The following is a 26,999-nucleotide window of genomic DNA, read 5'->3' on the forward strand; positions in this document are numbered from 1 at the left end:
AACGTTGGCAGGAGATTGAGTGGCAATGAACAAGATGGTCGAACGGAGCGTCAGGGATACGAAGGATATGTTGCCCGTTGCCAGCCCGGTTCAGCAGGACGACCATCCGCAGAGCCTGTTCCTGGATCCCGATATCAGCGATCTCCAGTCAGGCTCGCGGTTGCGTGGCGCGATCCTCGAATATTCGGGGCGAGGCATCTCGGGTTGGATTGTCGATGCCCAGTCGCCCGCTTCGACCGTTTCGCTAGCGCTCTTTGTCGCTACACACTGTGTCGAAGAAGGACGCACCGGCCGATCCATGCCGGCCCGCATCGGCCCGCGGAGCGTGATCGGGCGTCCGGGATTTCGTCTCGATCTATCCACGCCGGGCGTGCGCCGTCGCCTGGCGCGTGCCCTCCGAAACACGCTCGTCGAGCCCAAGCATGCGCAGATCTATCTGCGCATCAGCCTGAGCGATGGCGAATACTACGAGATACCGCTGTTCGAGAACTTTACGGCCAGCGAAGTGGTCGTTGCGCTGGGCTTCTCGGTCGAAGACTACGACGATCTGCTGTTTCCAAACAACGACAACAGGACAGTTGCCGGAGTGGCGGACGTCGCCACCAAAGAGGTGCGCTACATTTGCTTCTACCTGCCGCAATTCCATTCATTTGAAGAAAATGACAGGTGGTGGGGACCGGGGTTCACCGAGTGGACCAACGTCGCGCGCATGCGTGCCCAGTTTCCGGCTCACGAATCGCCGTGGTTGCCGGCCGATCTTGGATTCTATGATGTCCGGCTGCCGGAGACGCGCCGTCAGCAGGGCGACCTTGCGCGCAAGTACGGCATCGATGGATTTTGCTACTATGTCTACTGGTTTCAGGGGCGAAGGCTGCTGGAAAAGCCGCTTCAGCTCCTGCTCGAGGACGGCGAGCCGAACCTGCCGTTCTGCATCTGCTGGGCAAACGAGAACTGGTCCCGCCGATGGGACGGCTCGGATGCCGAGCTCCTGTTAGGACAAAATCACTCGCTGGACGACGATGTCCGCTTCATCGACGACATGGCTGACCTGCTGCTCGATGAGCGCTACATCACCGTCGATGGCCGAAAGGTCATCGTCATCTACAGGCCGTCACTGTTGCCGGACAAGCAGCGTCTGTTCGAAATCTGGCGCGAGCGGGCCAGAGAACTTGGAATCGGCGAGCTGCTGATCTGCAATGCGATGACCTTCGGAGAGTTCGATCCGCGTGACGTCAATTGTGATGCTGCGATCGAGTTTCCGCCGCACACGGTCTCGACGCGGGAGGTGCCGCCGGCCGAAGTCGATGCGCCGCCGACCTTCGCTGGAAAGGTGTACGACTATGTCGATGCGATGCGATCGTCGATCGGCAAGACCTACGATTTCCCGTTCTTTCCTGCCGTGATGCCGCGTTGGGACAACACGCCTCGCAAGGGCGCGCGCGGCCACGTCTTCACCAGGTCCAGTCCGGAGGCGTTCGAGGTCTGGCTTCGCGACGCGACGCTGCGGGCCAAGGGCAACAGCTTCTCCGAGTCGTTGGTGTTCATCAATTCCTGGAACGAATGGGCGGAGGGTGCGCATCTCGAGCCGGACTCGCGTCACGGACGGGCATTCCTGGACGTCGTGCGAAGGGTGGCTTCGGCTGAACCCATTTCGGCGCAGATCCGGAATAACCCGGATCTGCTGGATTGCCTGAGCAGGCAGGAGCTTGAATGGGCGGTGAAGGAGGCCTCGACACACGTCGAGGTGCTCGCAAACCTGCACCGATCGGGTCTCACTCATTCGGGCGTGCAGCGCGTCAGGAACGGCACGCCGGTTGAGGCAGAAGGCGCGTCCGACAATCCGGCAGGTTCGTTGCTGGTCATCGAGAACATCAATTCTCAAACCAGCGAGCGGGTGATCGTTGATCCGCGCTTCGAGATATTGGTGCGGGGATGGATCTGCGCGGGCAATGCGTTCGAAGCAAGCCGGCAACGAACGGGATTCCTGGTGCTGTCCGGGCTTGCGCCGGTTAGCGCGGTCAACAGCGGGTACTGCCTGATCGTTGATTGGCACGAGCGCGTGGACGTGAAGGAGTACATGAAGACCGAAAGCAATGACTGCTACTTCGGCTTCCAGCTGTCCTTCTCGATTCGAGACTTGCCGGATGGTGAGTATCAGCTCGCGGTCCTGGAGGTCGGCGACGGCGCCAGTGCGCTGGTGGGGTCGCGCCATTCGATCATCGTGAGACGTTGAGGTCGCCGCCGATGCTCGCAAGTGTCGTCATCGCGTGCTACAAGCACGAGCAGTATCTCGAGGAATGCCTCGAGACTGTCTATCAGCAGACTTTTGCCGACATTGAGCTCGTCATCGTCGACGACCATTCGCCGGACAAGAGTTTTGAAGTCGCGCAGCGGGTGATCAGGAAGCGGTCGTTTGGAAAGCGCTTTGTCTCCTGCAAGCTGCTCAAGAACCCGCAAAACCTCGGCGCCCACTACACCTGGAACAGGGCATTGTCGCTGACCAGCGGCGACATGATCTTTCTTTTGAACTCGGACGATGCCTTCTCGAAGGAGCGGGTTCGGCTGTTCGCGGATCAATATGCCAATGAGCGGCTGTTCTTCGGCTTCTCGGCCGTTGAGCCGATCGACGAACACGGCAAGTCGATCAGCAACTACCAGTTTCCCACGCGCCTGCGCTATGCAATCGATCGGGCCCAGATTGCCGGTGCGCCGCTGTCATGGACATTCCTGGATTCCCAGATTGCCGCGTCCACCGGAAACTTCGTCTTCAGCCGTGAACTGCTGCGGCAGGTGGGCTGGCTCGCCGACCTCAAATATTGTCACGACTGGGACTTCGCCCTGCGCGCCGTCACCAAGGTCGAGCCGACCTATCTCGAGACCGACCGCTATCTGTATCGGCTTCACTCGACCAACAGCTTCCGAAGTCTGAGCAAGGTGGCGGAGAGTGAGACGAAGGCGTGCATGGAATCGTACTGCCTGAATGCGATCTCATCGCGGCCGCAAAACAAGGCCTGCCTCAGCCCGTCCAATTTCGGCGATTCGTTCTATGAGTTCGTGAAGCTGCACCCGAACTTCAATTATTGGGTCAAGCAGATCTACGCGCCCTATCATCCGGAGCATCGGACGGTGGAGTCGAACGATCGGACCAGGCCCCTACGTTGGCGCTGATCGGGGGCGGAAGCCGACCTTGTCCGTTCCGATGCAATCGGAACGGCGCCTTGATCGAGAGTGCGGCGCGGCTTCACGCAAGCCGCGACACGTGTCTCTAAAACCGACCTAGCAGAGGTTTTTCGACGCCGCCCGTGCCGTCGCCTTGAGAACTTCGCGCAGCGCTTCCAGGCGATCGGTTTGGCAGGGCACGGTGGGGACCAGCCAGCCACCTTCGTCATTCTCGTTCCAGGCATAGATCAGCACCGCGGGGGCCCGGCGATCGGGCGCACGGCTGTTCACCCAGCTGATCGATCGCGCCAGATGGCTGGCCAATTCCTTCTTCGTCGGCGCGGTGTAGAAATTGGTGACGCCATCGCCGGGACGCTGCGACTTTTCCCAGGGCACGGGACGTTCGATGCGCGGGCGCCTGTCCCATCCGGTCATCACCGTTGGCACGACCGGGACTTGGCTCGCCGCCAGATCATTCCAGCCTTTTTCGGCATACTTTGCGAGATCTGCAAAGCTTCCGCGGCCGTTGCCGGTTGTGATCGCATATGAGCCTACCGCGTCGGCGCCCAGATTGGCGGCCTCCTGGCTCAGGAATTTCGTGTCTCCTGCCAGCACGACGTAGGGATCGGCAAGCCCGGCGCCGTTGGCGTCGGATTTGAACTTGCTCAGCTGGGCGCGGAGACCTTGCACGCCGCCCCAGCTTCGCTGCACGTCCGCACCCTTGATGAAGCCCAGGAAGTAGAGCGGCCGATCGTTCTCCACCCTCAGATAGTTCTTGTCCGCCATGAGGCCGATATGCTCCTGGGGCAGCGAGGATAGCTTGGCTGCCGATCCCCATCGCCCGAGCTCGGTGAACATGCAGTATCTCAGTTCGGCTGCCTTTGGCCGGGCTCTGAACGCGTACAGGGCTTTCGACATCGGGTGGTTTGCCCCGTAGGCGGCAAATGCCCAATAGTCCAGTCCTGCAAAGATGGCCTGGTCGATCTCCTTGTCCATCTCGGCCTCGATCGAAGCCGAAAAATCGAGCGCGTTGGGATCGCGGTTCATTTGCGTTCCGAAGAAGGGCGTTCGCCAACGATATTTTTCCGGGCCGAGCGATTGCTTCATGGCTTCCGTCGGCTGCGAGCCTGGCGAATACCAGGCGTCCCATCGGATTGCTCCGACCAGAGGCCGGGAAGCCGCCGCGGCCGCAGCAGGATGGCTGGAACCGAGCACGCTGAGCGAGCCGGGCAGGAGGCTTGCGGATAACGATGTCAAAAACATCCGTCGCGTAAGCGCGAACGGCTTACGAACTGTTGCATTCTCATTGTTCATTGGCGATCTCCGATCGTTCCCGTCGCGTGCGACGGTTTCGTGCAAATGACAGCGAGTCCTCTGCTTCTACTGTATTGATTTCCCTCGAAATAACCTTACAACAGTTAAATGTGAGCGCTACGTGTTATAGCCTTATTCTTGTAGGATAAGTGCGCTAATAGGGAATTCGTGGTGCGAACCAATGGTAATTGCTTGTTGATCTCGTGGGGAGTGGCTCAGGTTGGACATGGAAATTCCTGCATTGTCTAGTTTCAGCTCAGGCGTGAATCTCGATACGCTTCCAGCAAGTGAGATCGAGACAAGGCTTCGAGATTTCTTTTCCGGGCGGATCGCAAACCCGAAGCCCGACGACCTCATCCAATCGGTCGAGCAGTTGGAGCCGCAATACGGCCACTACAAGGAATTCCAGTTTGCAAAGGCGGCAGCGCTTGTGCAGGCATGTGATTTCGCCGGAGCGCGCGCAATCCTTCTTGACCTCGTCAAGCAGCTGCCATCGGACTCGCGGGTGTTGCATCGCCTTGCGATCGCGGATCTCAACATGGGATCAGCCGACGAAGCGCAGGACGTTTATCTTTCCGCGCTCGCTGCGGCCCCGACGAGTGAAAATCTGCGGCGAGAGTTTGCCGGCCTCCTGCGCGTGATGGAGGCGAAGAAGCTCTATGTCGGGCTCGATCGGAAGAAGCATGGCCTGGCCGTCGTGTGCGCCGTCAAGAACGAGGGCGACGACCTCTTGGAATGGCTGCACTTTCACAGACTGGTCGGAGTCGATCATTTCTACCTCTATGACAACGGCAGCACCGACAATACGCGCGCCGTGATCGAGTCCTTCCCGTGGCCCGAAATGATCACCTATCATTTCGTGGAGGGGGAATTTGGCCAGATGCGTGCGTTCTCCCATGCGATCGACAGCTATCGCAATTGTTCGGAATGGTGCGCCTTCATCGATGCGGATGAGTACCTGTTTCCGACCCAGGCCGGCAGTATTAAGGACGTCCTGGCGGAGGTTGGATCAGCGCCGGCGGTGGCGGTGCATTGGTTGAACTTCGGATCGAACGGTCACGACGCAAGGCCGGCCGGCTTGTGTATCGAGTCGTTCACGCGTCGCGCTCCGGACGACTTTCCGGATCATTTCATCATGAAGTCAATCGTGCGGCCCGACACCATCGTGTCCTACCTGCATCCCCATCAATCGCTCGTTCTGGGTTGCTACGTCCAGGAAGACGGCACGCCGGTTTTCCCGATCGACGGCCGCTGTACGGTTCCCAAGTGGAACAAGCTCGCCATCAATCACTACTACACGAAGTCACGGCAACAATTGTTGAAGAAGCGTGAGCGCGGCCGGCCGTTGGGCGATGGAGATCCTGAGAAGATCCGCGCAATGGAGTTTTTCACGTTGCGGGATCGCAACGATGTGGAAGACGCGACGATCCAGCGGTTTCTTCCGGAACTAAAGAAGCTGGTCCAGAGCTGAATCCGGGGAAAGCAAGAAGGGCGCGCCAATTGGCGCGCCCTTTTGTTTCGTGCGTTGAACTGATCGTCGACCGTAGCGGCCGGCTACAGAGGCTCTGGTCGGCTATAGCGGCTCCAGCCGGTATTTCGCGAGCAGGGCCTGTGCGGCATCGACGTCGATCCTTGGCGGCCGTTGGAAGATGGACATGTTGTTGGCACGCGCGATTTCGCGCGCGACCGTCCGCACGGAATGGTAGTGGGGACGGTTCTCGAAGTCGTGAATTGCGATGAAAGCTCCCGGTGTGGCGTGAAGCACGCACTGCACGAAGCAAGCCACGCGAAACCGGCCGTCGACGAAGTACAAGTCCGCAGTCCCGCTTTCGGGACGCTCCCAGATCCGTTCGTGATAGTCGGGCCAGGAGCTCTCCCTATCCTTGTCGATCGGATAACCCCACTCGCGCAGCTTGCCGATATCGACGTGCAGCAGCAGCGGTTGGGTGCTCGCATCGCTCGTGGCTTCGCCGACCTTGGAGAGCCATTCCGAGGAGGAATCGATGGAAATGACCCACTCCTTCTTGGTCTGACAGGCGAGCCAGGTGCTTCCGCCCGATCCGAATTCCAGATAGCGCGTCGAGAGGTCCACGAAGCTTTTGAACAGTGTCTGTTCCTGACCGTCCATTGCGATATTCATGGCGGGATCCCTTGGTTTCTCGATTTGCTGTCTTGGGGGTGGTTGCCAATCCACAGTCGGAAGGCGGTCGCGGCTCATCAAGCCGCGATGAGATCTGGTTGAATCATCATCGGGCTTCTCGGCTCCTTGTTGGCTATCCACGCCGATTGGAGCGACCGGCGGTTACTGGTTCAGCCCGACGCGCTCCACCTTGTAGCCGCGCTCCAGGATCGCGCGCCACCAGGGTTGCTCGTCGACATACCAGCGCACCGTCTTCGCGATGCCGGTCTCGAAATTCTCCTCAGCGCGCCAGCCGAGCTCGGTCTCGAGCTTGGTGGCGTCGATGGCGTAGCGGCGGTCGTGGCCGGGCCGGTCGGCGACGAAGTTGATCAGCTGGCGCCGCGGGCCCGCCGCAGCCGGCATCACCTCGTCGAGCAGGTCGCAGATGCTTTCCACGACGTGCAGGTTGGTGCGCTCGTTGCGGCCGCCGACATTGTAGGTCTCGCCGACCTCGCCGCGTTCCAGCACCAGCGTCAGTGCCTTGGCGTGATCCTCGACGAACAGCCAGTCGCGGACGTTCTGGCCGTCGCCATAGACCGGCAGCGGCTCGCCGGCGAGCCCCTTGATGATCATGTGCGGGATCAGCTTTTCCGGGAAGTGATAAGGGCCGTAATTGTTGGAGCAGTTGGTCACCAGGGTCGGCAGCTCGTAGGTCTCGCGCCAGGCGCGCACCAGATGATCGGACGATGCCTTGCTGGCCGAATAGGGCGAGTTCGGCGCATAGGCCGTGGTCTCGGTGAACAGGCCTTCGTCGCCGAGCGAACCGAACACCTCGTCGGTCGAGATGTGCAGGAAGCGGAACTGGTCGCGCTTCTCGGGCGAGAGCGTACGCCAGTGGCGGAGAGTCTCCTGCAGGATCGTGAAGGTGCCGACGATGTTGGTCTGGATGAATTCGCCGGGGCCATCGATCGAGCGGTCGACATGGCTTTCCGCCGCAAGATTCATCACCGCATCGGGCTGATACTTCTCGAACAGCCGGCGCAGGAGCTGTCCCTCGCAGATGCAGGCCTTTTCGAAGGTGTAGTTCAAGCTCTCGGTCGAGCCGGGCAGGGAGGCCAGGTTCGCCGCATAGGTCAGCTTGTCGATGTTGACGACGCGGGCATGGGTGTCTCGTAGCAGGTGCCGGACTACGGCGGAGCCGATGAAACCCGCGCCGCCGGTGACGAAAATCGTCGATCCCTTAAACCGCATGTCTGAATACCTCGGCTGTGCGGGGCTGACCCTGGAACGAACGGTAGACCGACAGCAGATACTCGCCGTAGCTGCTCTTGGCGGTCTTCTGTGCCACCCGCGCGAAGGCTTCCAGCGAGATGTAACCCTGGCGCAGCGCGATCTCCTCGGGACAGGCGATGCGCAGGCCCTGGCGCTGCTCCAGGATCTGGACGAAATGGCTGGCCTCGACCAGCGAGGAATGGGTGCCGGTGTCGAGCCAGGCGAAGCCGCGGCCGAGCACCTCGACATAGAGGTCGCCGCGCTCGAGATAGGCCTTGTTCACGTCGGTGATCTCGATCTCGCCGCGCGGCGACGGCCTGATGCCGGCGGCGATGTCGACCACGTCATTGTCGTAGAAGTAGAGGCCGGTGACGGCAACGTTGGACTTCGGCCGTTTCGGCTTCTCCTCGATCGACAGCGCCCGCCCGGTGCCATCCAGCTCGATCACGCCGTACTGTTCCGGCGCGTTGACGACGTAGCCGAACACGGTGGCGCCCTTCTTGCGGACCGAGGCGGCCGACAGCATGCTCGGCAGGCCGTGGCCGTAGAAAATGTTATCACCTAACACAAGGGCGACCGAGTCATCGCCGATGAACTCGCGTCCCACGATGAAGGCGTCGGCGAGGCCCCGCGGGGTCTCCTGCGTGGCATAGGCGAACCGGACGCCCATCTCGCTGCCGTCGCCGAGCAGGCGCTGGAACAGCGGCTTGTCCTGCGGCGTGGAGATGATCAGGATATCGCGGATTCCGCCGAGCATCAGCGTCGACAGCGGATAATAGATCATCGGCTTGTCGAAGACGGGCAGCAGCTGCTTGGAGACGACGGTGGTCACGGGGTAGAGGCGCGAGCCGGTGCCACCGGCAAGGATAATGCCTTTCATGGTCCCTCACAATTTGATTATCAGAACATAACATATAGCGTGCGCTGCACAAGTTTGTTATGAGGGGGAAATTAACATTTCGGGCGCATCAAACTGGAACAAATGTTAAATGAACGTCATCAAGACCGAGCTTCCTGAAGTTCTGATCGTCGAGCCGAAGCTGTTCGGCGACCAGCGCGGCTTCTTCCTCGAGACCTACCAGTCGCCCCGTTATGTCGAGCACGGCATCACGCGCCCCTTCGTGCAAGACAACATGTCCCGCTCGGCCTATGGGGTGCTGCGCGGGCTGCATCTGCAAAACCCGCTCACCCAGGGCAAGCTCGTCTCCGTGCTGCGCGGCAAGGTGCTCGACGTTGCCGTCGACGTGCGTGTCGGCAGCCCGAATTTCGGCAGGCATGTCGCGGTCGAATTGAGCGAGGACAACCGCCGTCAGCTATGGGTGCCGCGCGGCTTTGCCCACGGCTTCGTGGTGCTCTCGGAAACCGCCGACTTCTTCTACAAATGCGATGACTTCTATAGCCCGAAGGACGAGCTCTCGATCCGGTGGAACGATCCGGCGATCGGGGTCAAATGGGGCGTCGATAAGCCACAGCTGTCGGCCAAGGATGCGGATGCACCGCTGCTCGCCGACGCCAGCAATCTCCCGACCTATGGACAAATCTGATGCGGATTCTTTTGACGGGAACGCGCGGCCAGGTCGGCAGTGCGCTCAAGCCTCTGCTGGAAAGCCACGGCACCATCATCGCGCCGCCGACCGCGGAGTTCGATCTGTCGAAGCCGGAGGTGCTGACGGGCGAGCTTGAGAGACTGAAGCCCGATCTCATCATCAATCCCGCGGCCTACACGGCCGTCGATCGCGCCGAGGACGAGCGCGAACTGGCGTTCCTGGTCAACGCGAAGGGACCCGAAACGCTCGCGAAATGGGCGGCGACAAACCGTGTGCCGCTGGTGCATTTCTCCACGGACTACGTCTTCAACGGTTCGGGCGACCGGTCGTGGCGCGAGGACAGCCCGACCGAACCGTTGTCGGCCTATGGCGCGAGCAAGCTTGCCGGCGATGTCGCGATCCAGGCGGCCGGCGGGGCGCATCTGATCGCGCGCACCTCCTGGGTCTATGCCGCAAAGGGCACGAATTTCCTGCGCACCATCGCGCGGCTTGCCGGCGAGCGTAAGGAGCTGCGAATTGTGGCCGATCAAATCGGCGCGCCGACAACGGCACAAGCGATTGCGAGCGCGGTCGCCGGCATCGTCCTGCCGAACATCACCACGCTGCACGATCAGCTCGCGCGCAGGGGCGGTGTCGTCAATCTCGTTTGCGCCGGCGAAACCAGCTGGCACGGCTTTGCAACCGCTATTGTCGGCGGGCTGAGGTCGCGTGGCGTTACGCTCGCGGTCGACAACATCGTTCCGATTGCGACGGCCGATTTCCCGACCAAAGCGGTACGTCCGGGCAATTCACGGCTGGATCTGACGCGGCTCAAGACGCAGTTCGGGGTCGCGATGCCGACGTGGCAGGAAGCGCTCGCACGCGAGCTCGACGCATACGTCCAGCTCGGCGCGCCCGCCCACGCCTAGAGCCCAAAGCGCGGAGCGGATTTCCTGCGGCAAATGCCAGGCGTTTGCGCTGAGATAATCGTGAGACAACAGCAAAAAGCGCGATGAGGATTCAACCTCATCGCGCTTTGGGATTAGACGGCGCCGGTGCGGCCGCTTAGCGCGGCCGGCCGATGCTGTCGTAGGTGAAGCCGTGCGCGGCCATCTCGTCCGGCCGGTAGATGTTGCGCAGGTCGACGACGACCGGATGCTTCATTTCCTGCTTGATGCGCTTCAGATCGAGCGCACGGAACTGGCGCCACTCGGTCACGATCACCAGCGCGTCGGCCTGGCGCGCGCATTCATAGGCATCCTCGCAGTACTCGATCTCCGGCAATTCCTTGCGGGCCTGCTCCATGCCAATCGGATCGTAGGCCCGAACCTTGGCGCCGAAGTCGATCAGGCCGTTGATCAGCGGGATCGACGGTGCCTCGCGCATGTCGTCGGTATCGGGCTTGAAGGTCAGGCCGAGCACGCCGATCGTCTTGCCGCGCAACTCTCCGCCGAGCACGTTGGCGACCTTGCGCGCCATCGCGCGCTTGCGGTTGTCGTTCGCGGTCAGCGTGGCTTCGACGATCTTCAGCTGGACGTCGTGATCGAGCGCCGTCTTGAACAACGCGCGGGTATCCTTCGGGAAGCACGAGCCGCCATAGCCTGCGCCGGCATGCAGGAACTTGGTTCCGATCCGGTTGTCGAGCCCGATGCCGCGCGCGACTTCCTGTACGTTCGCCCCGACCTTTTCGGAGAGATCGGCGATCTCGTTGATGAAGGTGATCTTGGTGGCGAGGAAGGCATTTGCGGCGTATTTGATCAATTCCGCCGTGCGTCGTGCGGTATAGAGGATCGGCGCCTGGTTCAAATAGAGCGGGCGATAGACTTCGCCCATCACCCTCTTGGCCCGATCGTCCTCGGTGCCGACGACGATCCGGTCGGGATGGCGAAAATCCTGGATCGCGGCGCCTTCGCGCAGGAATTCGGGGTTCGAAGCAACCGCGAAATCCGCGTCGGGACGGGTCTCGCGGATCAGGCGTTCCACCTCGTCGCCGGTGCCCACGGGCACGGTCGACTTCGTCACCACCACGGTGAACTTCTTCAGTGCTGCGCCGATCTCCTTGGCGGCAGCATAGACGTAGCTCAGGTCCGCATGGCCATCGCCGCGCCGCGACGGTGTTCCCACCGCGATGAAGACGGCATCGGCGTCGCCGACGGCGCCCGCAAGCTCCGTCGTGAAGGTCAGCCGTCCGGCGGCGGCATTGGTCTCGACGAGCTTATCGAGGTCGGTTTCGTAGATCGGGATCTTGCCGCGCTTCAGGGCCTCGATCTTGCCGGCGTCCTTGTCGACACAAACGACCTGATGGCCGAAATCGGCAAAACACGCCCCGGATACGAGACCTACATATCCCGTTCCAACCATTGCAATCTTCATGAATCCGCTCGTCGATCAGTGTGGAGAGGAGGAGTTAGCACTAGCACAATTGGCGCCGATAACGCCAAGTTTTATGACGTATGGTTTGCGTTGGAGCTCGGCGGCTTTTTGTGCAAACGGTGATTGCCTCAGTGCAGGTGAGTGCTCGCTAGTCACCTTGGGCGCGCCATGGACACATTCTCAACTTGAAATCGACCGACAATCGAGCCGCCGTTTTGAGGGGTGGACATGAGCACGAAGACGATAGGCAAGCAGAGGCCCTCAGGAGCTGAATACGCGTCGTTGCAGACGCAATTCTCCAGATACGATCGCACCACGTTTTCTGGATTTGTTTATGACCGCGCCGATCCCAGCCGACGCTACGCCGTCGAGCTGCTGGTCGACGGCGAGCCATACATGTCATCATTGTGTGACGAGTTTGTAACAGAGCTTGCCGATGCCGGAATCGGCGACGGTCGATTTGGCTTTACGTTCAACGTGCAGGATGAGGTCAGCTCGAACGCTGCGATCATCGAGGCAAGACTGGCGAATATCGGAAGTCCGGTCGGTGCTCCGATTCGCTGCGATCTCGCTGCACCGGAAGCGCAGTGGCACCGAATCGGCGAGATCAAATGGGCCGGAGGCTTGCGCTTCGAGGGCTGGCTCTCGCAGGACGTCGATGAAGACATCGAGATCCTGATCGCGCAACGGCCGGTGATGACGGTGAAGCCGACAGGGTGGACCAACGTTGCGCGGGGCAGCGAGTTCGGCGTCGGCCGCCGGATCGATTTTCACCTGCCCGAGCATTTCGCCGATGGTCGCGTGCGCGGGCTGTCCGCGCGGACAGTTTCGGGACGGAGCCTGATCTCGGAGCCGGTTGCATTCGTCGCTTTCGAGCGCGGCCTGGAGCAGACCATCGCGGAGCTTGGACGCTGGGATAGCGAGCGGCTGCGCGGACAATTGTTCGATCAGCTGTTGCCTGCCTCGGTGCCGTTCCACACCTATCGCAGCTGGAAAGAGCGCTTCTCGCCGACAACACCGTCTGACGTTCCATCCGAGGCCGCGGTCGTCCTGATCGGGGACGCCAGGGTGGAGGAAAGCATCGAGAGCCTAGAGGCCCAACGGCACTCGGCGTGGTCGGCGGTGTGCCTCCCGGCGCGCGGGTTCAGTCAGTTCGATTCCGGCGCTGCGCGCGAGTTCGTCGACGGCGATGCCGCCAACAGCGCGTTCTTCGTCTTCTGTTTGAGCGGGACGATTCTTGCGGAAGATGCCTTGCAGCGCTTCGCCGATGTGTTCGCGTCCGAACCCGGCTGCGATCTCGTCTATGGCGACGTCGAGGTCTCGGCCGGCGCCGGCGCGGTCTGGCCGCTGGCGTTTTCGGCGTTCGACCTCGAACGTGCGCTCGAGCAGGGCTATGGCGCATATTGCTTTGCGGTGCGCCGGGAACGTGCCGTGGAAGCGTTGCGATCGGCGGCGTCGCTCTACGACATCTTCATTGGCTGCGTGGAGGCTGAGCGAATCTATCATCTGCCGGGATCGGTTGCGGCGTTGCCGCGGATTGATGCGTCGGCCGCAACCGCCGAACTGGTCGCTGCAAGCCAGGCGTATTTTGCCAGGACTGGCGTCGAGGCGAATGTCGAGCCGCGGAAAGCGGGGCTCCTTCCAGCGGTGCGGGTCAAGCGCGCGGTCGATTGGAACGAGCGCACCACCATCATCATCCCGACCAGAAACCGCGCCGAACTGCTCAAGCGCTGCATCGAGACGGTCTTGCCGGCCGCACATGAGACCAACGCTCGGATTCTCGTCGTCGACAACAGCTCGAGCGAGCCGGAAGCGCTGGATTATCTCGAAGGTCTCTCAGCGGACGAGATCGACGTCATTTCGGTCGAGGGGCCGTTCAACTTCGCGGCCATCAACAACGCCGCCGTCGATTGTGTTGATACGGACAACATCTGCTTCCTCAACAATGACGTCCAGGCGCTCGATGACGGCTGGCTGGCGGAGATGCTGTGGCGGCTGTCCGCGCCCGATGTCGGAGCCGTCGGCGCAAAGTTGCTCTGGCCGAGCAGCGTCGTGCAGCATGGCGGGGTGGTGCTGGGCGCCAATTTCTCCGCTGCGCACGCCTTCAACGACCGGATGGATGGTGATCCCGGCTACGGTGATCTGCTCCAGGTGGCGCATGAATGTTCGGCGGTGACGGCCGCCTGCCTCTTGATGCGCAAGCGTGATTTCGTGGCCGTCGGCGGCATGGACGAGATCCGCTTTCCCATCAGTTTCAACGATATCGATTTGTGCCTGAAGCTGCGCCAGCTCGGAAAGCGGATCGTATTCACGCCGGACGCGAAACTCGTTCACCTGGAGTCGGCAAGCCGGGGCCGCGATTCCGCGCCGGACCGCAAGGCACGCTTCGGGCGCGAGCTGGCGATGCTGCGCGCGAAGTGGGGCGAGGTGCTGCTCGATGATCCCTATTACAGCCCGCTGCTGGGGCTGGATTCGACGCCGTTCTCGTCGCTCGCATGGCCGCCGCGGTCATGGAAGCCGCGCGCCAACCTCCCGCCTGTGCCGACTGCTCCACCGATCGGGATGTAACTGCACGTCTTCGACCGCCCAGTCGAGGACGGCGGCAACCGCGTCATCGGCGTCAAGGCCGGGCTGCAGCTTCAGGTCGGTCTTTCGGCGACGTTCTGGTGGTGCCGGAATCCATTCCGTCGTGGCGGCCGGCAATCCGGTCGCCAGCAGCGCGTCCAGCAGCGGATGTCCGAATGCCGGTTCGCCGATGTCGAGAACCAGTTTCGTGATGCCGTGACCTTCGATGAGGGTAGCAACGTCGTCGACGGCGATTTCGCCGGTGACCATCACATTGGTCCGCTGCATCAGCTTGAGATCGTCGAGGGTGGTGCCGAGCACGATGATCTCGACGTCTGCATCGGCATTGGCGACTTGATCGCTCAGCGCTCTCGCGAAGCGAAATTCCACCGCGCTGCCGTGCAGGGCAAGTAGGCCGATACGCACCGGGCCGTCCACGGCAGGATGTCGCACCGGCCGCGCCGGCGGGTCGCTCGGCCTGACCACTTGCAGGCCGAGAACCGACACCGCAAAGGCTGCCCCGTCTTCGCCGATCGCAATCACGCCTCGGGCCCGTTCGACGAGACCGGTCCAGTCCGGATGGAGGCCCGATCCAATCGCGGCGCGCGCGGCAAGGCTGGTGTCGGTGATCAGGAGCTCGTAGGCGAAATGTTGCGTAAGCTGCGCGAGACATGCGCCGGGGATGCGGTTCGGCTCCGCAATCTCCAGCGAGCGGATTCGGAGATCGGCGAGAAGCTTCAGAAAGGCGTCGCGACCCTTAGCTGTCGCAACGTCGAGTGCGATCGACTGCGGAGCTCCGCCGTCCGGCGCGAAGATCGCAGCCTGCTGGCGCTGTCCATCGATGCGGAAGTGCACGATCAGACCGCGCGTTTTGTCCGCCGCGAGCTGCCTGCACCGCCTGATCGCAATCTCGCGGCCGACGGCGGAGCCGCAGAGGATGACGTGCGGGCCGGCCGCGCGCTGGTCGTTGCAGAGCAGCTTGAGCTCGAGCGCCGCGCGGCAATCGCGGAGCGGATCGGCAAGCAGGAACGCCGCGCACTCCGTCGCATAGCGCCGGTAACGGTGCTCGAGCACGCGAAGATTGCGCAACACCAGCGAACGCTTCTCGCCAAGAAACGAGCGCGAACCTTCGTGGCCGACAAAGACCGAAGGGATGCACACGTTGCGGAAGCCGGCCTCCGCGGCGCGCAGGCAGAAGTCGACGTCTTCAAGATAGCCGCGATAGAAGTCATCGGAGAGCTCATGCACGGCGTCGAGGCATTCGCGGGTGATGTACAGGCAGAATCCGATGCCGTTGGGAATGTCGATGGCCATCCCGGGATTTGCCGTGCCGGCAAGTTCGTCCAGCAATTCCAGCTCGTCGGGCGAGGGCAGGGGGTTCGACCGGTTCGGAATTGGAAAGCTGGTATATTCGCCGTTGTTCGAGAGCGGGGTTGCCGTGCCCACGCCCGGCGTCGATTGCACGGCGCTTCGCAAGCGCTGCAGCGCGAATTTCGGCACCGTCGTGTCCGAGTTCAGCAGCACGACGTCGCCGGTATCAGTCTCGCCAAGCGCGCGGTTGACCGCGCCGACAAAGCCCAGATTGTGCGCGTTGGTCAGGAGCCGGATGCGCTGCTCGGACGCCAGCTCGCCGAGCAGGCGCTTGATGTCGGGCTCGGGCGAGGCATCATCGACGACGACGATGGTCGCGCCCGGCGTGCAGGCCACCGCGGTCAATGCGCTCTCGATGCAGGCGCGCGTCGCGGCCAGATCCCGGTAGACCGGGATGATGATGGTGAGCGGCGGAGTTTCGGCGCTCCCAGCGCGAGGCGGTCGTTGTGGCGCGTCGCGGCGATCCGGCGCGCGGTTGGCCGGGAGCTGAATGCTCGCGATGACGCGGCCCGCCTGCGCGATCTCGAGGCGTTGCGAGGCCGCGGACGCCGGCCGCATCAGACGGAAGCTCGCAGCACATCGCCCATTGAGCGCAAACCTGTGACGGGGATCGGCAGGAAGCTGCACGGTGCTGGATTGATCCGCCTGCGCCAGTGAAAGGTGCGGCTCATCAGCGCCTCGCCACGTCACCCATCCCTTCACCTCCTCATCCAGGAAGTCGATACGGGCGCAGCTGTCCTGACCGTTCTGTTCGAGCAGCAGGAGAGCGGTCCTGACGGAATCCGGATCGTCATCGCGCCGCGCGACGCTTCGTGCGGCTTCGGTCTGCGCAGGACCGTCGCCCCAAGCCATCATCCGCCGCGCGGCGGCAAGATCGTCCGGTTCGAGCTCGAGCGCCCTGGTTACGCTGGCGACAGCCGCATCCCTCAGATCGAGGCGAAACAGCGCTTCTGCGCGCAGCAAATGGGCGCGGGCGCCCGGATGCGGCAAGATCCGGCAACGGCGGTCGGCGAGCGCGAATGCGCGACGGAAATCACGTGCCTCGAGCGCCGCGACAGCGGCCCGCTCGAGATCGACGTGGTGGAGCGTTCTGGAGGTGAAGGCGATCCTGCGCGCGTCGGCGGTCAAATGTCGCCCTTGTCTGCCCGCATGGTCAGCTCGCCGTCTTGACGGCGTTCTGCCGGCTCCGGAACACGCGTACCCGTCCCTCGAGGCGCGGTGCCTCCTGGCGCGGCATCGGGGGGGCGGGTTCAGCAGGCCTTGGCTGCCGGGGCGCGAGGGGCGCTGCCTGTACCCGGTGCTCTTCGAGGCTGAGCTTGAGGCCCACCAGGGGTTCCCGGCCTGAAGGGCCCATCACCACAATCCGGTTCCCGGTTACGCGTAAAGCGGGAGCCCCCAGGAAGATGGTTTCGGCTGCGATGGCGTAGCGATCCGCGCCGGGGCCTGTGGCTTCCAGCGAGAACCCCGTGATGGCCAGCGCGCGCCCCCGGGTTCCGGCAAAGGTTCCGAGCGGAACGAACTGGTTGTCGCCGCGCTGCGGCCTGGCAAACTTGACCGCGTATTGCAGGTTCAGATCGTGCGGCTTGTTCGGCCATTCGAGCGAAATTCCCTCAATTCGGGCGGGCGCGGCCGGTCCGGCGACCCACGCATTCGGGCCGACCGTCACGTCACCCAGACCCGCGACATGCGCGAGCAGCTTGAGGTCGCTCAACTCGTCAGGGCCCGCTTCAGGCTCGTAGGTGTCGAATGGCTGGCTGGCCGGCTGCGCGGCCGGTTGTCCGACCGGTTGTCCCTGGGTCAGCGGTTCGATCTTGATGTTGGCGGCGGTCGAGCCGCCGACGCGCCCTGCCGTGACCTCGACGATGAGGCGGCTTGGCCGGGCCACCGACACGACCAGTGCGGTCTCGGGCGCAAACAGGGTTCCATTGGCCGCATCGGGCCCGGTAATAATGTTACAATTGTTAAGGCTGGCGCGATCGGCATAGACGCGCACCACCGGAGGTGATGTCTTGTCTTCCGCGCCATTGTAGCGAACAAGGAAAAGCCCCCGTGCCAGGTCAATGGTTTTCTGCTGAATCTGTTCGTTCATGGTCGCCTGCGAGCCTAACGGAATGGGTTGATATGTTTCTCACACAGTGTGCCCCAAAAATTGATGTGATAGAAGGGGGCTTAATGTTAATCCGGTGAGATAGTTCGCACGTGCATATCGAAGACACCCTGCCGGTCATGATCTCGACCCTGACCCCAATCGAAGACCGCGCGGCCGGGGGGCGCGCTCGCCCGCCAATGAACGTCCTCTTCGTCCACAACAACTTTCCAGCCCAGTACCGCCACATTGCGCGTGCGCTCGCGGAGCAGCCCGGAAACAAGGTCGTTGCGGTCGGATCATCGACCGCCAGCACGACGCGGGATATCCGGCTGCTGAAATATTCGACGACCAAGTCGGACTCCGCGATGGTCCATCCCTTTGCCCGCCGCTTCGATGTCGAAGCGCGGCGTGCCGAAGAGGTCCTGTATGCGCTGTCGTCGCTGTCGGGGCAGGGCTTCGTGCCCGACCTGATCTTCGCGCATCCCGGTTGGGGCGAGACGCTGCCGCTGCGCACGATGTTTCCGAAAGCGCGGATCATCCTCTATTGCGAATTCTACTACGGCGCCGAGGGCCGGGACGTCGGCTTCGATCCCGAGTTTCCGATGACGGGCCTCGACGGCAATGTCGCACTCCATCTGAAGAACGCGACGACGCTGCTGGCGCTCACGGAGTGCGATTCCGGCGTTTCGCCGACGCCATGGCAGAGGTCGACCTTTCCCCGCGAGTTTCAGAGCAAGATCGAGGTCATCCACGAGGGCGTCGACACCGACGAGGTGAAGCCCAATCCCGTCGCCAGCTTTCAGCTTCCGAACGGCGCGACACTGTCGGCGGACGACGAGGTGATCACCTACGTCTCGCGCAATCTGGAGCCGGTGCGCGGATTCCATGTCTTCATGCGATCGCTGCCGAGGATATTGGCTGCGCGGCCGCATGCGCAGGTGGTGATCGTCGGCGGCAGCGGGACATCCTACGGCGCCAATCCGCCGAAGGGCTCGAGCTGGAAGTCGATGTTCCTGGACGAGATCAGGTCGGACATCGATCTCCGCCGCGTGCATTTCCTCGGCCGGATTCCCCGGGACCAGTATCTCGCGCTGCTGCAGATCTCCTCGGTGCACGTCTATCTGACCTATCCTTTCGTGCTGTCATGGTCGCTGCTGGAGGCCATGAGTGCCGGATGTGCGGTGGTGGCATCCGACACGGCCCCGCTTCGCGATATCATCTCGGACGGCAACGGCCTGCTGGCGCCGTTCTTTGATATTGATGCGCTGTCCGATCAGGTAGTCTCGGTGCTGTCACGGCCGAAAGCCTTCAAGAAGATGCGGATGAAGGCGAGGAGCTTTGTGAGAGACAATTACGACGCAAAGCGGGTCTGTCTGCCCCGGATGCTGACGCTCGTTGATGAAGGTGTCCTCCCGCGCACGTACGGCGGATAACGCCAGGAGCTAGCGATGCCGCTCGTCATCTCGGTTGCCCAGCGCAAGGGCGGGGTCGGAAAGACAACTCTTGCGGTCTTGCTGGCCGCAGAACTGGACCGGCGTACGGGCGTGGTGGGACTGGTCGACGCCGACTCCCAGGCGTCCGCCTGTCACTGGGCCGAGCCCGGCAATTTGTCGTTCCCCGTCTACCAGCTTGATCCGGAAACCCGGCCGGTTGCCGAATGGGCCAAGCTGATGCGCCAGATTCCGCATCAGATCATCGTCGTGGATTCCGCACCCAACGACCGGGTGCTGGGCGCCGTGCTCGCGGTCGCCAATATCGTGCTGATGCCCTGTACGCCGTCGGGCCTCGACATCGAGGCCACCGCGCGGACGCTCGACATCGTGCGTGAGGTACGTGCAACGCGACGAACGGCGCTCCGAGCCATGATCGTGCCGAACCGCGTCGACCAGCGCACGCTCGAAGGCCAACAGTTGATCGAGGAGCTGGATGCGCTCGACGAAGAGATCGGGCCGATGATCGGAAGCCGCTCGGCCTATGTTCGCGCCGTCGCGCTGGGACAATCGGTTGCCGATTTCGCCAGCGGTACGCCCGCGGATATCGAGATCAAGACGCTCGCCGATCTGGTCATGAGCTGGTGCGGGATCGCACCCCGGCAGCGCGCGACGGTCTAGATTTAACTGAGCGCTCCGGCTGCTTCACATTAGGCTAACCATGCCTGCATGGGAACAAGAAATCCCGCGCCACAGCTGCCGCTTCATCTGACGGCGGCGTCCACCGAAACCGCAGGAAAAATGGCGCGCAAGCGCGATGGAGACGCGGTCCGTCGACCTGCACGCGCGTTATCATTCGGCAACCGAAAGGCTCGCGGGCGCGGCAATCCGGCTTGGTTAACGGACTGCTCGCGCGCATCCGCTGGGGGCGCGCTAACCGTCACTGCGGCGGTAAATCCGTTCGGTCTTAACGCTATTCCCATCGTCATTTTGCCGCGCCGGACGGAATGTCGTACCCATCATTGCGTTTGGTGAGGCGCGGGATTGGTCCGCGCAGGGACGGCATTTTCAATGGCGAGCAGGGATTCGATCCTCATCACGGGCGGCGCAGGATACATCGGATCCCATTGCGCCAAGGCTGTCGCCGAGGCCGGGTTTCTCCCGGTCGTCTACGACAACCTCTCCACCGGCCATCGCAATTTCGTGCAATGGGGACCGCTCGTGATCGGCGACGTCGCCGATCACGACAAGATCGCCGGCACCATCCGCGAGCACAAGGCGCGCGCCGTGATGCATTTTGCTGCGTTCAGCGCGGTCGGCGAGTCCGTCGCGGATCCGCAGAAATACTTTGGCAACAACGTTGCCGGCACGCTCGGCCTGCTGCGCGGCATGCGTGAGGCTGGCTGCGACCGCCTGGTGTTTTCCAGCACCGGCGCCGTCTATGGCAATGCCGGGCGCGAGCCCATTCCCGAGAGCGCTGCAGGGCCGACCGTCAATCCCTACGGCCGCTCCAAATTCATGATCGAGCAGATGCTCGATGATTATCGCGCCGCCTATCGGTTCAAATCGGTCTGCCTGCGCTACTTCAACGCCTGCGGCGCCGATGCATCCGGCACCATCGGCGAGCTCCGCGATCCCGAGACGCATTTGATTCCGCGCGCGCTGATGGCGCTGCTCGGGCACGTGCCGGACTTTGCGATCTTTGGCGAAGACTATGAGACGTCTGACGGCACCGCGGTGCGCGACTACATCCATGTCGACGATCTCGCCGCCGCCCATATCGCAGCGCTCGAGCTGCTGTTGAAGGGGAGCGCCGGCGGTGTGTTCAACCTCGGCACCGGCACCGGCTATTCGGTCCGCGAGGTGCTCGACGCGATCCGCGCCGAGACCGGTGAAGCGGTGCCGAGCGTGGTGCGCGAACGCAGGGCAGGCGATCCGCCGATCCTGGTCGCTGATCCCGCCAAATCGGAGAGCGGCCTCGGCTTCAAGGCGAGCCGGTCGGATCTCGGCTACATCATCCGCTCGGCCTGGGCGTGGCACCAGAAGGCGCATCCGCGCCGGCGATAAACGCGCCGCCGCGGAGCATCAATCCAGCGTGATGTCGTGCTGCTCCGTCAGCCGGGCGAGGAACGGCATATCGACGAAGCTTGCCACCAGGAAGACGGCGACCAGCGCTAGCCGGAAGACTAAGCTGCGTCCGTGCGCGACCTCAACCGGCCGAACTGGCTGCGCAGCACCAGCAGGATGAAGTGGCCCGCGCCGACGCCGGCAAGACCTCCCGCCACCTTGACGATCGCGTCAAGCAGGCGGCCGTGACGGTCCGGTGTCAGCAGTTGCATCGCTTCGAGTGTGAACGAGCTGAAGACGACGAAGAGCACGATCAGCGCGGTACGCCGCGGGTATCCCAGCACAAAGGCCATTGCCATCATTGCATATGCGGCGAAGCGCTCGGTCTGAGGATGGAAAAACGACGGACGGTCCTGGATCGGCGACAGCGTCACGAAGGCGATAAAGGCGAGCGCGAGCCAGCCCGCAATCACGCCGAACTTCCGTATCTGTGAATTATGCAACAAAGTATTCCCGGTCCTGTACCGCAGGCGAGCCCTGGCTGGATTAGCGCATCACTCGTGTCAGCGACATGGAAATGGTCGCCGAAGGTTAACTTGCCCGCCGACTGTGACAGACACGACGCGCCGTCCTGTTGCCAATAGTAGGTACTAAAATACCTAGTTCTGAAACTCAATCCCATCTGGCGCGCATCTCTCTGCGGGAACCTGTCGCGCTTGCGCGGGTTCCCGGGATGGTGCACCTGACGAAAAAATAAGGTTTCGCCTGCGGCTCCATTCATAGGCCGTTCACGGCCGGAAGCCTCATTTGATGCCGGAATATCGCAATGCTCACTCTCGGAGGCTAAAGTGCGTCTGCTCGTCGTTGAGGATGACCCGGATCTGAACCGCCAGCTCACCACTGCCCTGACGGACGCCGGCTATGTGGTCGATCGCGCGTTCGACGGCGAGGAGGGGCATTTCCTGGGCGACAGCGAGCCCTACGACGCGGTCGTGCTGGATATCGGCCTGCCGAAGATGGACGGTATCTCGGTGCTCGAGGCCTGGCGGCGGAACAAGCGGGTGATGCCGGTGCTGATTCTCACCGCGCGCGACCGCTGGAGCGACAAAGTTCAGGGGTTCGATGCCGGCGCCGACGACTATGTCGCAAAGCCCTTCCATCTGGAGGAGGTGCTGGCGCGGATCCGCGCGCTGCTGCGCCGCGCGACCGGGCATGCCCAGGTCGAGCTGGTCTGCGGGCCGGTGGCGCTCAACACCCGCACCAAGCGGGTCACCGTCAACGGCAACCCGATCAAGCTGACCTCGCACGAGTACAACCTGCTTGATTACCTGATGCACCACACCGGGCGGGTGGTCTCGCGCACCGAGCTGGTCGAGCATCTCTACGACCAGGACTTCGACCGCGACTCCAACACGATCGAGGTGTTCGTTGGCCGCATCCGCAAGAAGCTGGAAGTCGATATTATCCAGACTGTTCGCGGCCTCGGCTACATGCTGTCGCCGCCGACCTAAAGCGTTTTCGAGCGAAGTGGATAGCGGTTCGCTCATATGAAGAAAACGCGACCAAACAAAAGGATGAGAGCATATCCTATTCAATCGGATCATGCTCTTAGAGCGCTTGATCGGCGTACACGGGCATTGGCATGATCCGCGCCGGGAGGACTGGATTCGCCAATGTTTGAATCCCTGATGTCTGTTGTCGCTGACGCGCTGTTCGAGCCCGTGCCCTGATGGGCGGCAGCTCGCTTGCGACCCGCCTGTTCGTCTCGGCGACCGCCTGGGTGGTGGTGATCCTGGCGATCACCGGCGTCATCCTGTCGTCGGTCTATCGCGACGCCACTGAGCGCGCCTTCGATCGGCGACTCAATCTCTATTTGCGCACCCTGATCGCCGAGGTGGCGACGCCGGACGAGCCGGCGGACCGCCAGTTCCAGTCGCTCGGCGAGCCGCTGTTCGACCTGCCGCTGTCGGGCTGGTACTGGCAGATCACCCGCACCGATACCGAGAAGGGCGAGACCCGCGCCTCGCGCTCGCTGTGGGACAAGAAGCTGCCGAAGCTCGAGGAGCACGGTGCCGAGCTGACCGCCGCCGGCGTCCGCCTCGGCTATGTCGATGGGCCCGAGGGCCAGAGCCTGCGCGTGGTGGAGCGGCCGGTCGATCTCGGCGCCGACGGCAAGTTCCTGGTCAGCGTCGCCGGCGATGCCACCGAGATCTTCGATGAGACGCGCAGCTTCGACTATTATCTCGGCGGCACCTTCGCCGCCCTCGGCATCGTGCTGCTGCTGACCACGATCTTCCAGGTGCGCTATGGCCTCGCGCCGCTCAAGCGCATTTCGGATTCGATTGCCGATATCCGCTCCGGCCGCGCCGAGCGGCTGGAGGGCCGGTTTCCGGTCGAGATCGCGCCGCTCGCGCGCGAGACCAATGCGCTGATCGATGCCAACCGCGAGATCGTCGAGCGCTCGCGCACCCATGTCGGCAACCTCGCCCATGCGATCAAGACGCCGCTGTCGGTGATCGTGAACGAAGCGGGCACGCATACCGGCGATCCCTTTGCCAGCAAGGTGCTGGAGCAGGCCGACCTGATGCGTGACCAGGTCGCGCACCACCTCGAGCGCGCGCGGATCGCCGCCCGCGCCACCATCGTCAGCACCATCACCGACGTCGCCCCCGTCATCGAGGCGCTGCGCCGGACCATGGAGAAGATCCATCGCGATCGCGATCTCGCGATCGAGGCGAAGGCGGACCCGGCGGCGCGGTTTCGCGGCGAGCGGCAGGACCTCGAGGAGATGGTCGGCAATCTCGTCGACAACGCCTGCAAATGGGCGGCTTCTCAGGTGTTCATCGAGGTCAGCGTGGTCCCGCCGGAGGCGTCGGGCGCTGGTCCCAGGCTGCGCATCGTGGTTGACGACGACGGGCGCGGCCTGTCGGAAGCCGAGCGCGCCCAGGTGTCGCGGCGCGGCCAGCGGCTCGACGAATCCAAGCCCGGCTCGGGGCTTGGACTATCGATCGTGACCGATCTCGCCGGTCTCTATGGCGGCAAGCTCGCGCTGAATGACGCCCCGATCGGCGGCCTGCGGGCCGAGCTCGTGCTGCCGGCGGTGTAGACCGGGATGAAATCACTATGGCCACGAACACGGTTCACCTCTCCCCGACGGGGAGAGGTCGATTTGCGCAGCAAATCGGGGAGGGGCCGCAGTTCTAACGAGAGACCGTAATCCCTCACCCGGCGCTGCGCGCCGACCTCTCCCAAGGGAGAGGTGAGCCTCCGTTGCCGCTCCAGCTCAACCTAATAGCGGGCTCGGCGCCGTCATTATTCCTAAACGGCTTCTTAACGCGCCCACCTCTATCATCGCGGGCGGACGGGCTGCGGCGTTTGCCGGGCACCTAGCTTTCACGACCGGGCATGAGCCAGAAATCGACCGAGCGGCTGAGGGATTATCTCGCGCAGCTTCCGCCGCAATCGCAGGCGCTGCTGATGCGGGAATTGGAGCGCGCCGTCGAACGCGGCGATGATGTCGCCGTCGCCAACCTGGTGCTGGAGCAGCTCCGCAAGATCGTGCGCGGGGCCGAGGAGGCCGAACAGATCCAGCCGCGCAGCGACGACCCGGCGCGGCTCCTGTTCCGGCCGCTCGAGCCGTTCCTTGCCGAGACCAATTTCCCGACCCGGCCCGGCCAGCTCCGGCGCGCCTCGCTGCTGCCGATCTGGCAGTGGCTGGCCCGCGAGGGCGCGCCTGAGGCTACCCGCGAATTCGAGACGGCGCTGGCGGCGGCCACGGAGAGCGGTCCGATGGAGATCGCCGCGCGCAAGTTCCAGCTTGCGGCTGCGGAAGCCATCCTCAAGATCGCGGGGCCGATGCAGGACGACCGTCAGCGCGCGCTGGCACGCGTGGGCCCGCCGAACGTTGTCGAGGATCTGCTGCCGATCGGCCTCGTGTTGCAGGCCCGTGAAGCCCTGGAAACCCTGGGCAGCCGGCTGCCGAGCCAGATCAGGGTGTTTTCCGATTCCCAGATCGCCTCCGCGATGGATGCGCTCAAGCTGCCGTCGCTGCAGACGCCGCAACTGCTGCCGTTCGCGTTGTCATTGATTGCGCAGCGGCTCGCCGCGCCATGGCAGCTCATCCGCCTTGCCATCAAGATGGCGGCCTCCGACGACGAGCTGCGGGTCGCGGCAACGCCGTACGGCATCGCCGTCACCATCGCGCTGCACGACCTGTCATTCGTCGCAGCCTGTCTGCGCACCGACATCAGGCGCGGACATTTCGATTATGTCGGCGAGCAGCTCAAGACCCTGCATGACGGGGTCCGCGGCCTGCGCACCGAGCTTGACCTGCGCAACGATTCCACCTGGGGCCGCCAGCTCACCTCGGTGCGCGCCGATACCTCCAACGCGCTGCAATCGGAGATCGACAGCGTGCCGGGCCGGGTCCGCCGGATCCTGCGTCAGCGCGCCGACAAGGACATTACGGCCGGCGCCAAGATCGATGCGTCGGAGGTCGAGGATGCCGCGGCCCTGATCGACTTTGTCGCGGTGTGCCGCACCTACGCCAGCGAGCTCGCCATCAACGAGGTGACGCTGCGGACCTTCTCGGACCTGCAACATTATGTCGAGCAGTCGACCGAGGGGCTGGTGCAGTCGCTGCGCGGCGGCGATGCGCGGGTCCGCGCCTTCCGGCAGCAGCAGGTCAAGGCCGCGATCCGCTTCTGCGAGGTGCTGTTCGGCCACGACTACGCCTCCCTGATGAACCGGGCGGCCGAGAACGCCGTGACCGGCGAGCGGAAGTCGTCTCGCGCGGGTTAGCGATACCTAGTGCGCTGTTACCGCAATTTCTGGCGCTTTTCGCGACATCGATTGAGGCTGAACTGATTTGCGCCGCCTGAGTAGTCAGTTGGGTCATCTTCCCAGCCTCATCTGTCACATATCTCATACGCTCCCACCTCCATGAGAACTTCGGAAGCGCAGTAGGGGCACAGAAGGAGGGCTTTTTCCGGTGTTGTGGCGCTCGCGGCCTCGACGTGCCGCATTTGCTCGTTCAAGGCGTCGTGCTGTTGCCGGTTCGCGAGTATCTGCCCGCCCAGCTCCATATGGAGCCGTTCAAGGGTGTTGATCGCCGGTCGGGTGTGAGGGTCTTTCGTCGGTCTGCCGCGCATTGAGATGCCATGGTCCTACCCACGGCGGAAGAGGAATGGGGCCAGCGCGCCAGCGCCTTCCTCAAGGCGGAGATGAAGAAGGCCGATGTGACCTATGCCGATCTGGTGAAGCGGCTGACAAAGCACGGCCTCAAAGACGAGACCGAGGCCGGGATCACCATGAAGCTCAAGCGGGGGTCGTTTACGGCGATTTTCTTTCTTGCATGCGTTGCAGCGTTGGAGCTTGAACAGGTGGTGTTGGAAGAGATTTGAGGATCATGCGCTGGCTTATTTATGTCTGGGGATCAGCAATACCTGTTTTTGCGTATCTCGAACTGCGTTTCGGCAGACAGGCGTTGCAGAACCTAGCTCCCGGCGTTGAGCCAAATGGCGTGAACTTCGTCCGCAAATTCGCGGCGCAGGTCGAGCCTCAGTACTTTAACGAACGGGGTCGGAAGTACCGAGCCCTAATGATTAGGAATGAAATCGTCTACGTGTTCTGGATTTTTGTGATTGGTCCAATAGCTATCCACTTTTCGTAGGCTTGTGGCGTTTGCGCCATAATATGGGGTCCCGCCCAAGGCC

General features: G+C 62.9%; 23 protein-coding genes. 15 read left to right on the top strand and 8 right to left on the bottom strand.

The annotated features are described in order from the left end of the window. The first annotated feature begins 25 nt into the window (after nt 1–25). Together Q0030_RS13665 and Q0030_RS13670 are read left to right on the top strand one after the other, a co-directional pair. Nucleotides 26–2,233, top strand: coding sequence for a glycoside hydrolase family 99-like domain-containing protein (locus Q0030_RS13665; protein WP_298367557.1), 2,208 nt, complete (start codon nt 26–28; stop codon nt 2,231–2,233). Between the two features lie 11 nt (nt 2,234–2,244). Next, the gene (locus Q0030_RS13670; protein ID WP_298367559.1) at nt 2,245–3,168 is read left to right on the top strand and encodes a glycosyltransferase family 2 protein; all 924 of its coding nucleotides are present in this window, start codon (nt 2,245–2,247) and stop codon (nt 3,166–3,168) included. A 108-nt stretch (nt 3,169–3,276) separates the two neighbouring features. On the opposite strand, the gene Q0030_RS13675 is transcribed toward Q0030_RS13670, so the two are convergent. Next, the gene (locus tag Q0030_RS13675) at nt 3,277–4,518 is read right to left on the bottom strand and encodes a hypothetical protein (protein WP_298367561.1); all 1,242 of its coding nucleotides are present in this window, start codon (nt 4,516–4,518) and stop codon (nt 3,277–3,279) included. Nucleotides 4,519–4,699: 181 nt separating this feature from the next. On the opposite strand from Q0030_RS13675, the gene Q0030_RS13680 reads away from it, so the two are divergent. After that, the gene (locus Q0030_RS13680) at nt 4,700–5,944 is read left to right on the top strand and encodes a glycosyltransferase family 92 protein (protein WP_298368034.1); all 1,245 of its coding nucleotides are present in this window, start codon (nt 4,700–4,702) and stop codon (nt 5,942–5,944) included. Between the two features lie 102 nt (nt 5,945–6,046). On the opposite strand, the gene Q0030_RS13685 is transcribed toward Q0030_RS13680, so the two are convergent. From Q0030_RS13685 to rfbA, 3 genes are all read right to left on the bottom strand, one after another. Beyond that, complete coding sequence (locus tag Q0030_RS13685; protein WP_298367563.1) at nt 6,047–6,691, bottom strand: hypothetical protein; 645 nt, start codon at nt 6,689–6,691, stop codon at nt 6,047–6,049. Between the two features lie 84 nt (nt 6,692–6,775). After that, a complete protein-coding gene (gene rfbB / locus Q0030_RS13690) occupies nt 6,776–7,843 on the bottom strand; it encodes a dTDP-glucose 4,6-dehydratase (RefSeq protein ID WP_298367567.1) in 1,068 nt (355 codons plus the stop codon). Further along, nucleotides 7,833–8,744: a glucose-1-phosphate thymidylyltransferase RfbA gene (rfbA, locus tag Q0030_RS13695; protein WP_298367568.1), complete on the bottom strand. Its 912-nt coding sequence runs from the start codon at nt 8,742–8,744 to the stop codon at nt 7,833–7,835. Before rfbA ends, rfbB begins: the two co-directional genes overlap by 11 nt. A 109-nt stretch (nt 8,745–8,853) precedes the next feature. Here rfbA and rfbC point away from each other — a divergent pair, with 109 nt between their 5' ends. Together rfbC and rfbD are read left to right on the top strand one after the other, a co-directional pair. Further along, nucleotides 8,854–9,408, top strand: a complete 555-nt coding sequence (gene rfbC, locus Q0030_RS13700; RefSeq protein WP_298367570.1) for a dTDP-4-dehydrorhamnose 3,5-epimerase — start codon at nt 8,854–8,856, stop codon at nt 9,406–9,408. After that, nucleotides 9,408–10,319: a dTDP-4-dehydrorhamnose reductase gene (gene rfbD / locus Q0030_RS13705; RefSeq protein WP_298367572.1), complete on the top strand. Its 912-nt coding sequence runs from the start codon at nt 9,408–9,410 to the stop codon at nt 10,317–10,319. The genes rfbC and rfbD overlap by 1 nt, the downstream gene beginning before the upstream one ends. Nucleotides 10,320–10,455: 136 nt before the next feature. Here the strand turns inward: rfbD and Q0030_RS13710 are convergent, their stop codons facing one another. After that, nucleotides 10,456–11,763, bottom strand: coding sequence for a UDP-glucose/GDP-mannose dehydrogenase family protein (locus Q0030_RS13710; protein WP_298367574.1), 1,308 nt, complete (start codon nt 11,761–11,763; stop codon nt 10,456–10,458). Nucleotides 11,764–11,991: 228 nt separating this feature from the next. Between Q0030_RS13710 and Q0030_RS13715 the strand changes: the two genes are divergently transcribed. Continuing rightward, nucleotides 11,992–14,331: a glycosyltransferase family 2 protein gene (locus tag Q0030_RS13715; protein ID WP_298367576.1), complete on the top strand. Its 2,340-nt coding sequence runs from the start codon at nt 11,992–11,994 to the stop codon at nt 14,329–14,331. Here the strand turns inward: Q0030_RS13715 and Q0030_RS13720 are convergent. Further along, nucleotides 14,272–16,257, bottom strand: a complete 1,986-nt coding sequence (locus Q0030_RS13720) for a glycosyltransferase family 2 protein (RefSeq protein ID WP_298367579.1) — start codon at nt 16,255–16,257, stop codon at nt 14,272–14,274. The genes Q0030_RS13715 and Q0030_RS13720 overlap by 60 nt on opposite strands. Nucleotides 16,258–16,359: 102 nt before the next feature. On the opposite strand from Q0030_RS13720, the gene Q0030_RS13725 reads away from it, so the two are divergent. Next, on the top strand, nt 16,360–16,869 hold the full coding sequence (locus Q0030_RS13725) for a hypothetical protein (protein WP_298367581.1): 510 nt from the start codon (nt 16,360–16,362) through the stop codon (nt 16,867–16,869). Here the strand turns inward: Q0030_RS13725 and Q0030_RS13730 are convergent. Beyond that, entirely contained in the window at nt 16,853–17,788 is a 936-nt protein-coding gene (locus tag Q0030_RS13730; protein WP_298367584.1) for a hypothetical protein, read from the bottom strand. The genes Q0030_RS13725 and Q0030_RS13730 overlap by 17 nt on opposite strands. Before the next feature lie 197 nt (nt 17,789–17,985). Here Q0030_RS13730 and Q0030_RS13735 point away from each other — a divergent pair, with 197 nt between their 5' ends. The 3 genes from Q0030_RS13735 (at nt 17,986) to galE (ending at nt 21,285) form a co-directional block, all read left to right on the top strand. Further along, nucleotides 17,986–19,221 carry a glycosyltransferase family 4 protein gene (locus Q0030_RS13735; protein WP_298367586.1) on the top strand — a complete coding sequence of 412 codons (1,236 nt, stop codon included), beginning with the start codon at nt 17,986–17,988 and terminating at the stop codon, nt 19,219–19,221. Between the two features lie 15 nt (nt 19,222–19,236). Then, the gene (locus Q0030_RS13740) at nt 19,237–19,899 is read left to right on the top strand and encodes a ParA family protein (protein ID WP_298367588.1); all 663 of its coding nucleotides are present in this window, start codon (nt 19,237–19,239) and stop codon (nt 19,897–19,899) included. 390 nt (nt 19,900–20,289) lie between these two features. Continuing rightward, entirely contained in the window at nt 20,290–21,285 is a 996-nt protein-coding gene (galE, locus tag Q0030_RS13745; RefSeq protein ID WP_298367591.1) for a UDP-glucose 4-epimerase GalE, read from the top strand. A gap of 119 nt (nt 21,286–21,404) precedes the next feature. Here galE and Q0030_RS13750 read toward each other — a convergent pair whose 3' ends face one another. After that, on the bottom strand, nt 21,405–21,758 hold the full coding sequence (locus Q0030_RS13750; protein ID WP_298367593.1) for a VanZ family protein: 354 nt from the start codon (nt 21,756–21,758) through the stop codon (nt 21,405–21,407). A gap of 375 nt (nt 21,759–22,133) precedes the next feature. On the opposite strand from Q0030_RS13750, the gene Q0030_RS13755 reads away from it, so the two are divergent. From Q0030_RS13755 to Q0030_RS13775, 5 genes are all read left to right on the top strand, one after another. Next, on the top strand, nt 22,134–22,796 hold the full coding sequence (locus Q0030_RS13755; protein WP_163154879.1) for a response regulator transcription factor: 663 nt from the start codon (nt 22,134–22,136) through the stop codon (nt 22,794–22,796). Between the two features lie 218 nt (nt 22,797–23,014). Continuing rightward, nucleotides 23,015–24,391, top strand: a complete 1,377-nt coding sequence (locus Q0030_RS13760) for a sensor histidine kinase (RefSeq protein WP_298367604.1) — start codon at nt 23,015–23,017, stop codon at nt 24,389–24,391. Between the two features lie 299 nt (nt 24,392–24,690). Next, nucleotides 24,691–26,085 carry a hypothetical protein gene (locus Q0030_RS13765; protein WP_298367606.1) on the top strand — a complete coding sequence of 465 codons (1,395 nt, stop codon included), beginning with the start codon at nt 24,691–24,693 and terminating at the stop codon, nt 26,083–26,085. Between the two features lie 359 nt (nt 26,086–26,444). After that, a complete protein-coding gene (locus Q0030_RS13770; RefSeq protein ID WP_298367609.1) occupies nt 26,445–26,687 on the top strand; it encodes a DUF6471 domain-containing protein in 243 nt (80 codons plus the stop codon). 5 nt (nt 26,688–26,692) lie between these two features. Further along, a complete protein-coding gene (locus Q0030_RS13775) occupies nt 26,693–26,956 on the top strand; it encodes a hypothetical protein (protein ID WP_298367611.1) in 264 nt (87 codons plus the stop codon). Nucleotides 26,957–26,999 lie beyond the last annotated feature (43 nt).

It is taken from the genome of uncultured Bradyrhizobium sp. (assembly GCF_947648125.1).
In the GTDB taxonomy this organism is placed as follows: domain Bacteria; phylum Pseudomonadota; class Alphaproteobacteria; order Rhizobiales; family Xanthobacteraceae; genus Bradyrhizobium.

Excerpts from the sequence above, each read along its gene's own strand:
- Q0030_RS13730 (WP_298367584.1), bottom strand. The coding sequence starts at position 17,788 with ATGAACGAACAGATTCAGCAGAAAACCATTGACCTGGCACGGGGGCTT.
- Q0030_RS13740 (WP_298367588.1), top strand. The coding sequence starts at position 19,237 with ATGCCGCTCGTCATCTCGGTTGCCCAGCGCAAGGGCGGGGTCGGAAAG.
- Q0030_RS13720 (WP_298367579.1), bottom strand. The coding sequence starts at position 16,257 with ATGCGGCCGGCGTCCGCGGCCTCGCAACGCCTCGAGATCGCGCAGGCG.
- galE (WP_298367591.1), top strand. The coding sequence starts at position 20,290 with ATGGCGAGCAGGGATTCGATCCTCATCACGGGCGGCGCAGGATACATC.
- Q0030_RS13735 (WP_298367586.1), top strand. The coding sequence starts at position 17,986 with ATGAACGTCCTCTTCGTCCACAACAACTTTCCAGCCCAGTACCGCCAC.
- Q0030_RS13765 (WP_298367606.1), top strand. The coding sequence starts at position 24,691 with ATGAGCCAGAAATCGACCGAGCGGCTGAGGGATTATCTCGCGCAGCTT.
- Q0030_RS13685 (WP_298367563.1), bottom strand. The coding sequence starts at position 6,691 with ATGAGCCGCGACCGCCTTCCGACTGTGGATTGGCAACCACCCCCAAGA.
- rfbD (WP_298367572.1), top strand. The coding sequence starts at position 9,408 with ATGCGGATTCTTTTGACGGGAACGCGCGGCCAGGTCGGCAGTGCGCTC.
- Q0030_RS13680 (WP_298368034.1), top strand. The coding sequence starts at position 4,700 with ATGGAAATTCCTGCATTGTCTAGTTTCAGCTCAGGCGTGAATCTCGAT.
- rfbA (WP_298367568.1), bottom strand. The coding sequence starts at position 8,744 with ATGAAAGGCATTATCCTTGCCGGTGGCACCGGCTCGCGCCTCTACCCC.
- Q0030_RS13770 (WP_298367609.1), top strand. The coding sequence starts at position 26,445 with ATGGTCCTACCCACGGCGGAAGAGGAATGGGGCCAGCGCGCCAGCGCC.
- Q0030_RS13670 (WP_298367559.1), top strand. The coding sequence starts at position 2,245 with ATGCTCGCAAGTGTCGTCATCGCGTGCTACAAGCACGAGCAGTATCTC.
- rfbC (WP_298367570.1), top strand. The coding sequence starts at position 8,854 with ATGAACGTCATCAAGACCGAGCTTCCTGAAGTTCTGATCGTCGAGCCG.
- Q0030_RS13710 (WP_298367574.1), bottom strand. The coding sequence starts at position 11,763 with ATGAAGATTGCAATGGTTGGAACGGGATATGTAGGTCTCGTATCCGGG.
- Q0030_RS13665 (WP_298367557.1), top strand. The coding sequence starts at position 26 with ATGAACAAGATGGTCGAACGGAGCGTCAGGGATACGAAGGATATGTTG.
- Q0030_RS13760 (WP_298367604.1), top strand. The coding sequence starts at position 23,015 with ATGGGCGGCAGCTCGCTTGCGACCCGCCTGTTCGTCTCGGCGACCGCC.
- Q0030_RS13775 (WP_298367611.1), top strand. The coding sequence starts at position 26,693 with ATGCGCTGGCTTATTTATGTCTGGGGATCAGCAATACCTGTTTTTGCG.
- rfbB (WP_298367567.1), bottom strand. The coding sequence starts at position 7,843 with ATGCGGTTTAAGGGATCGACGATTTTCGTCACCGGCGGCGCGGGTTTC.
- Q0030_RS13715 (WP_298367576.1), top strand. The coding sequence starts at position 11,992 with ATGAGCACGAAGACGATAGGCAAGCAGAGGCCCTCAGGAGCTGAATAC.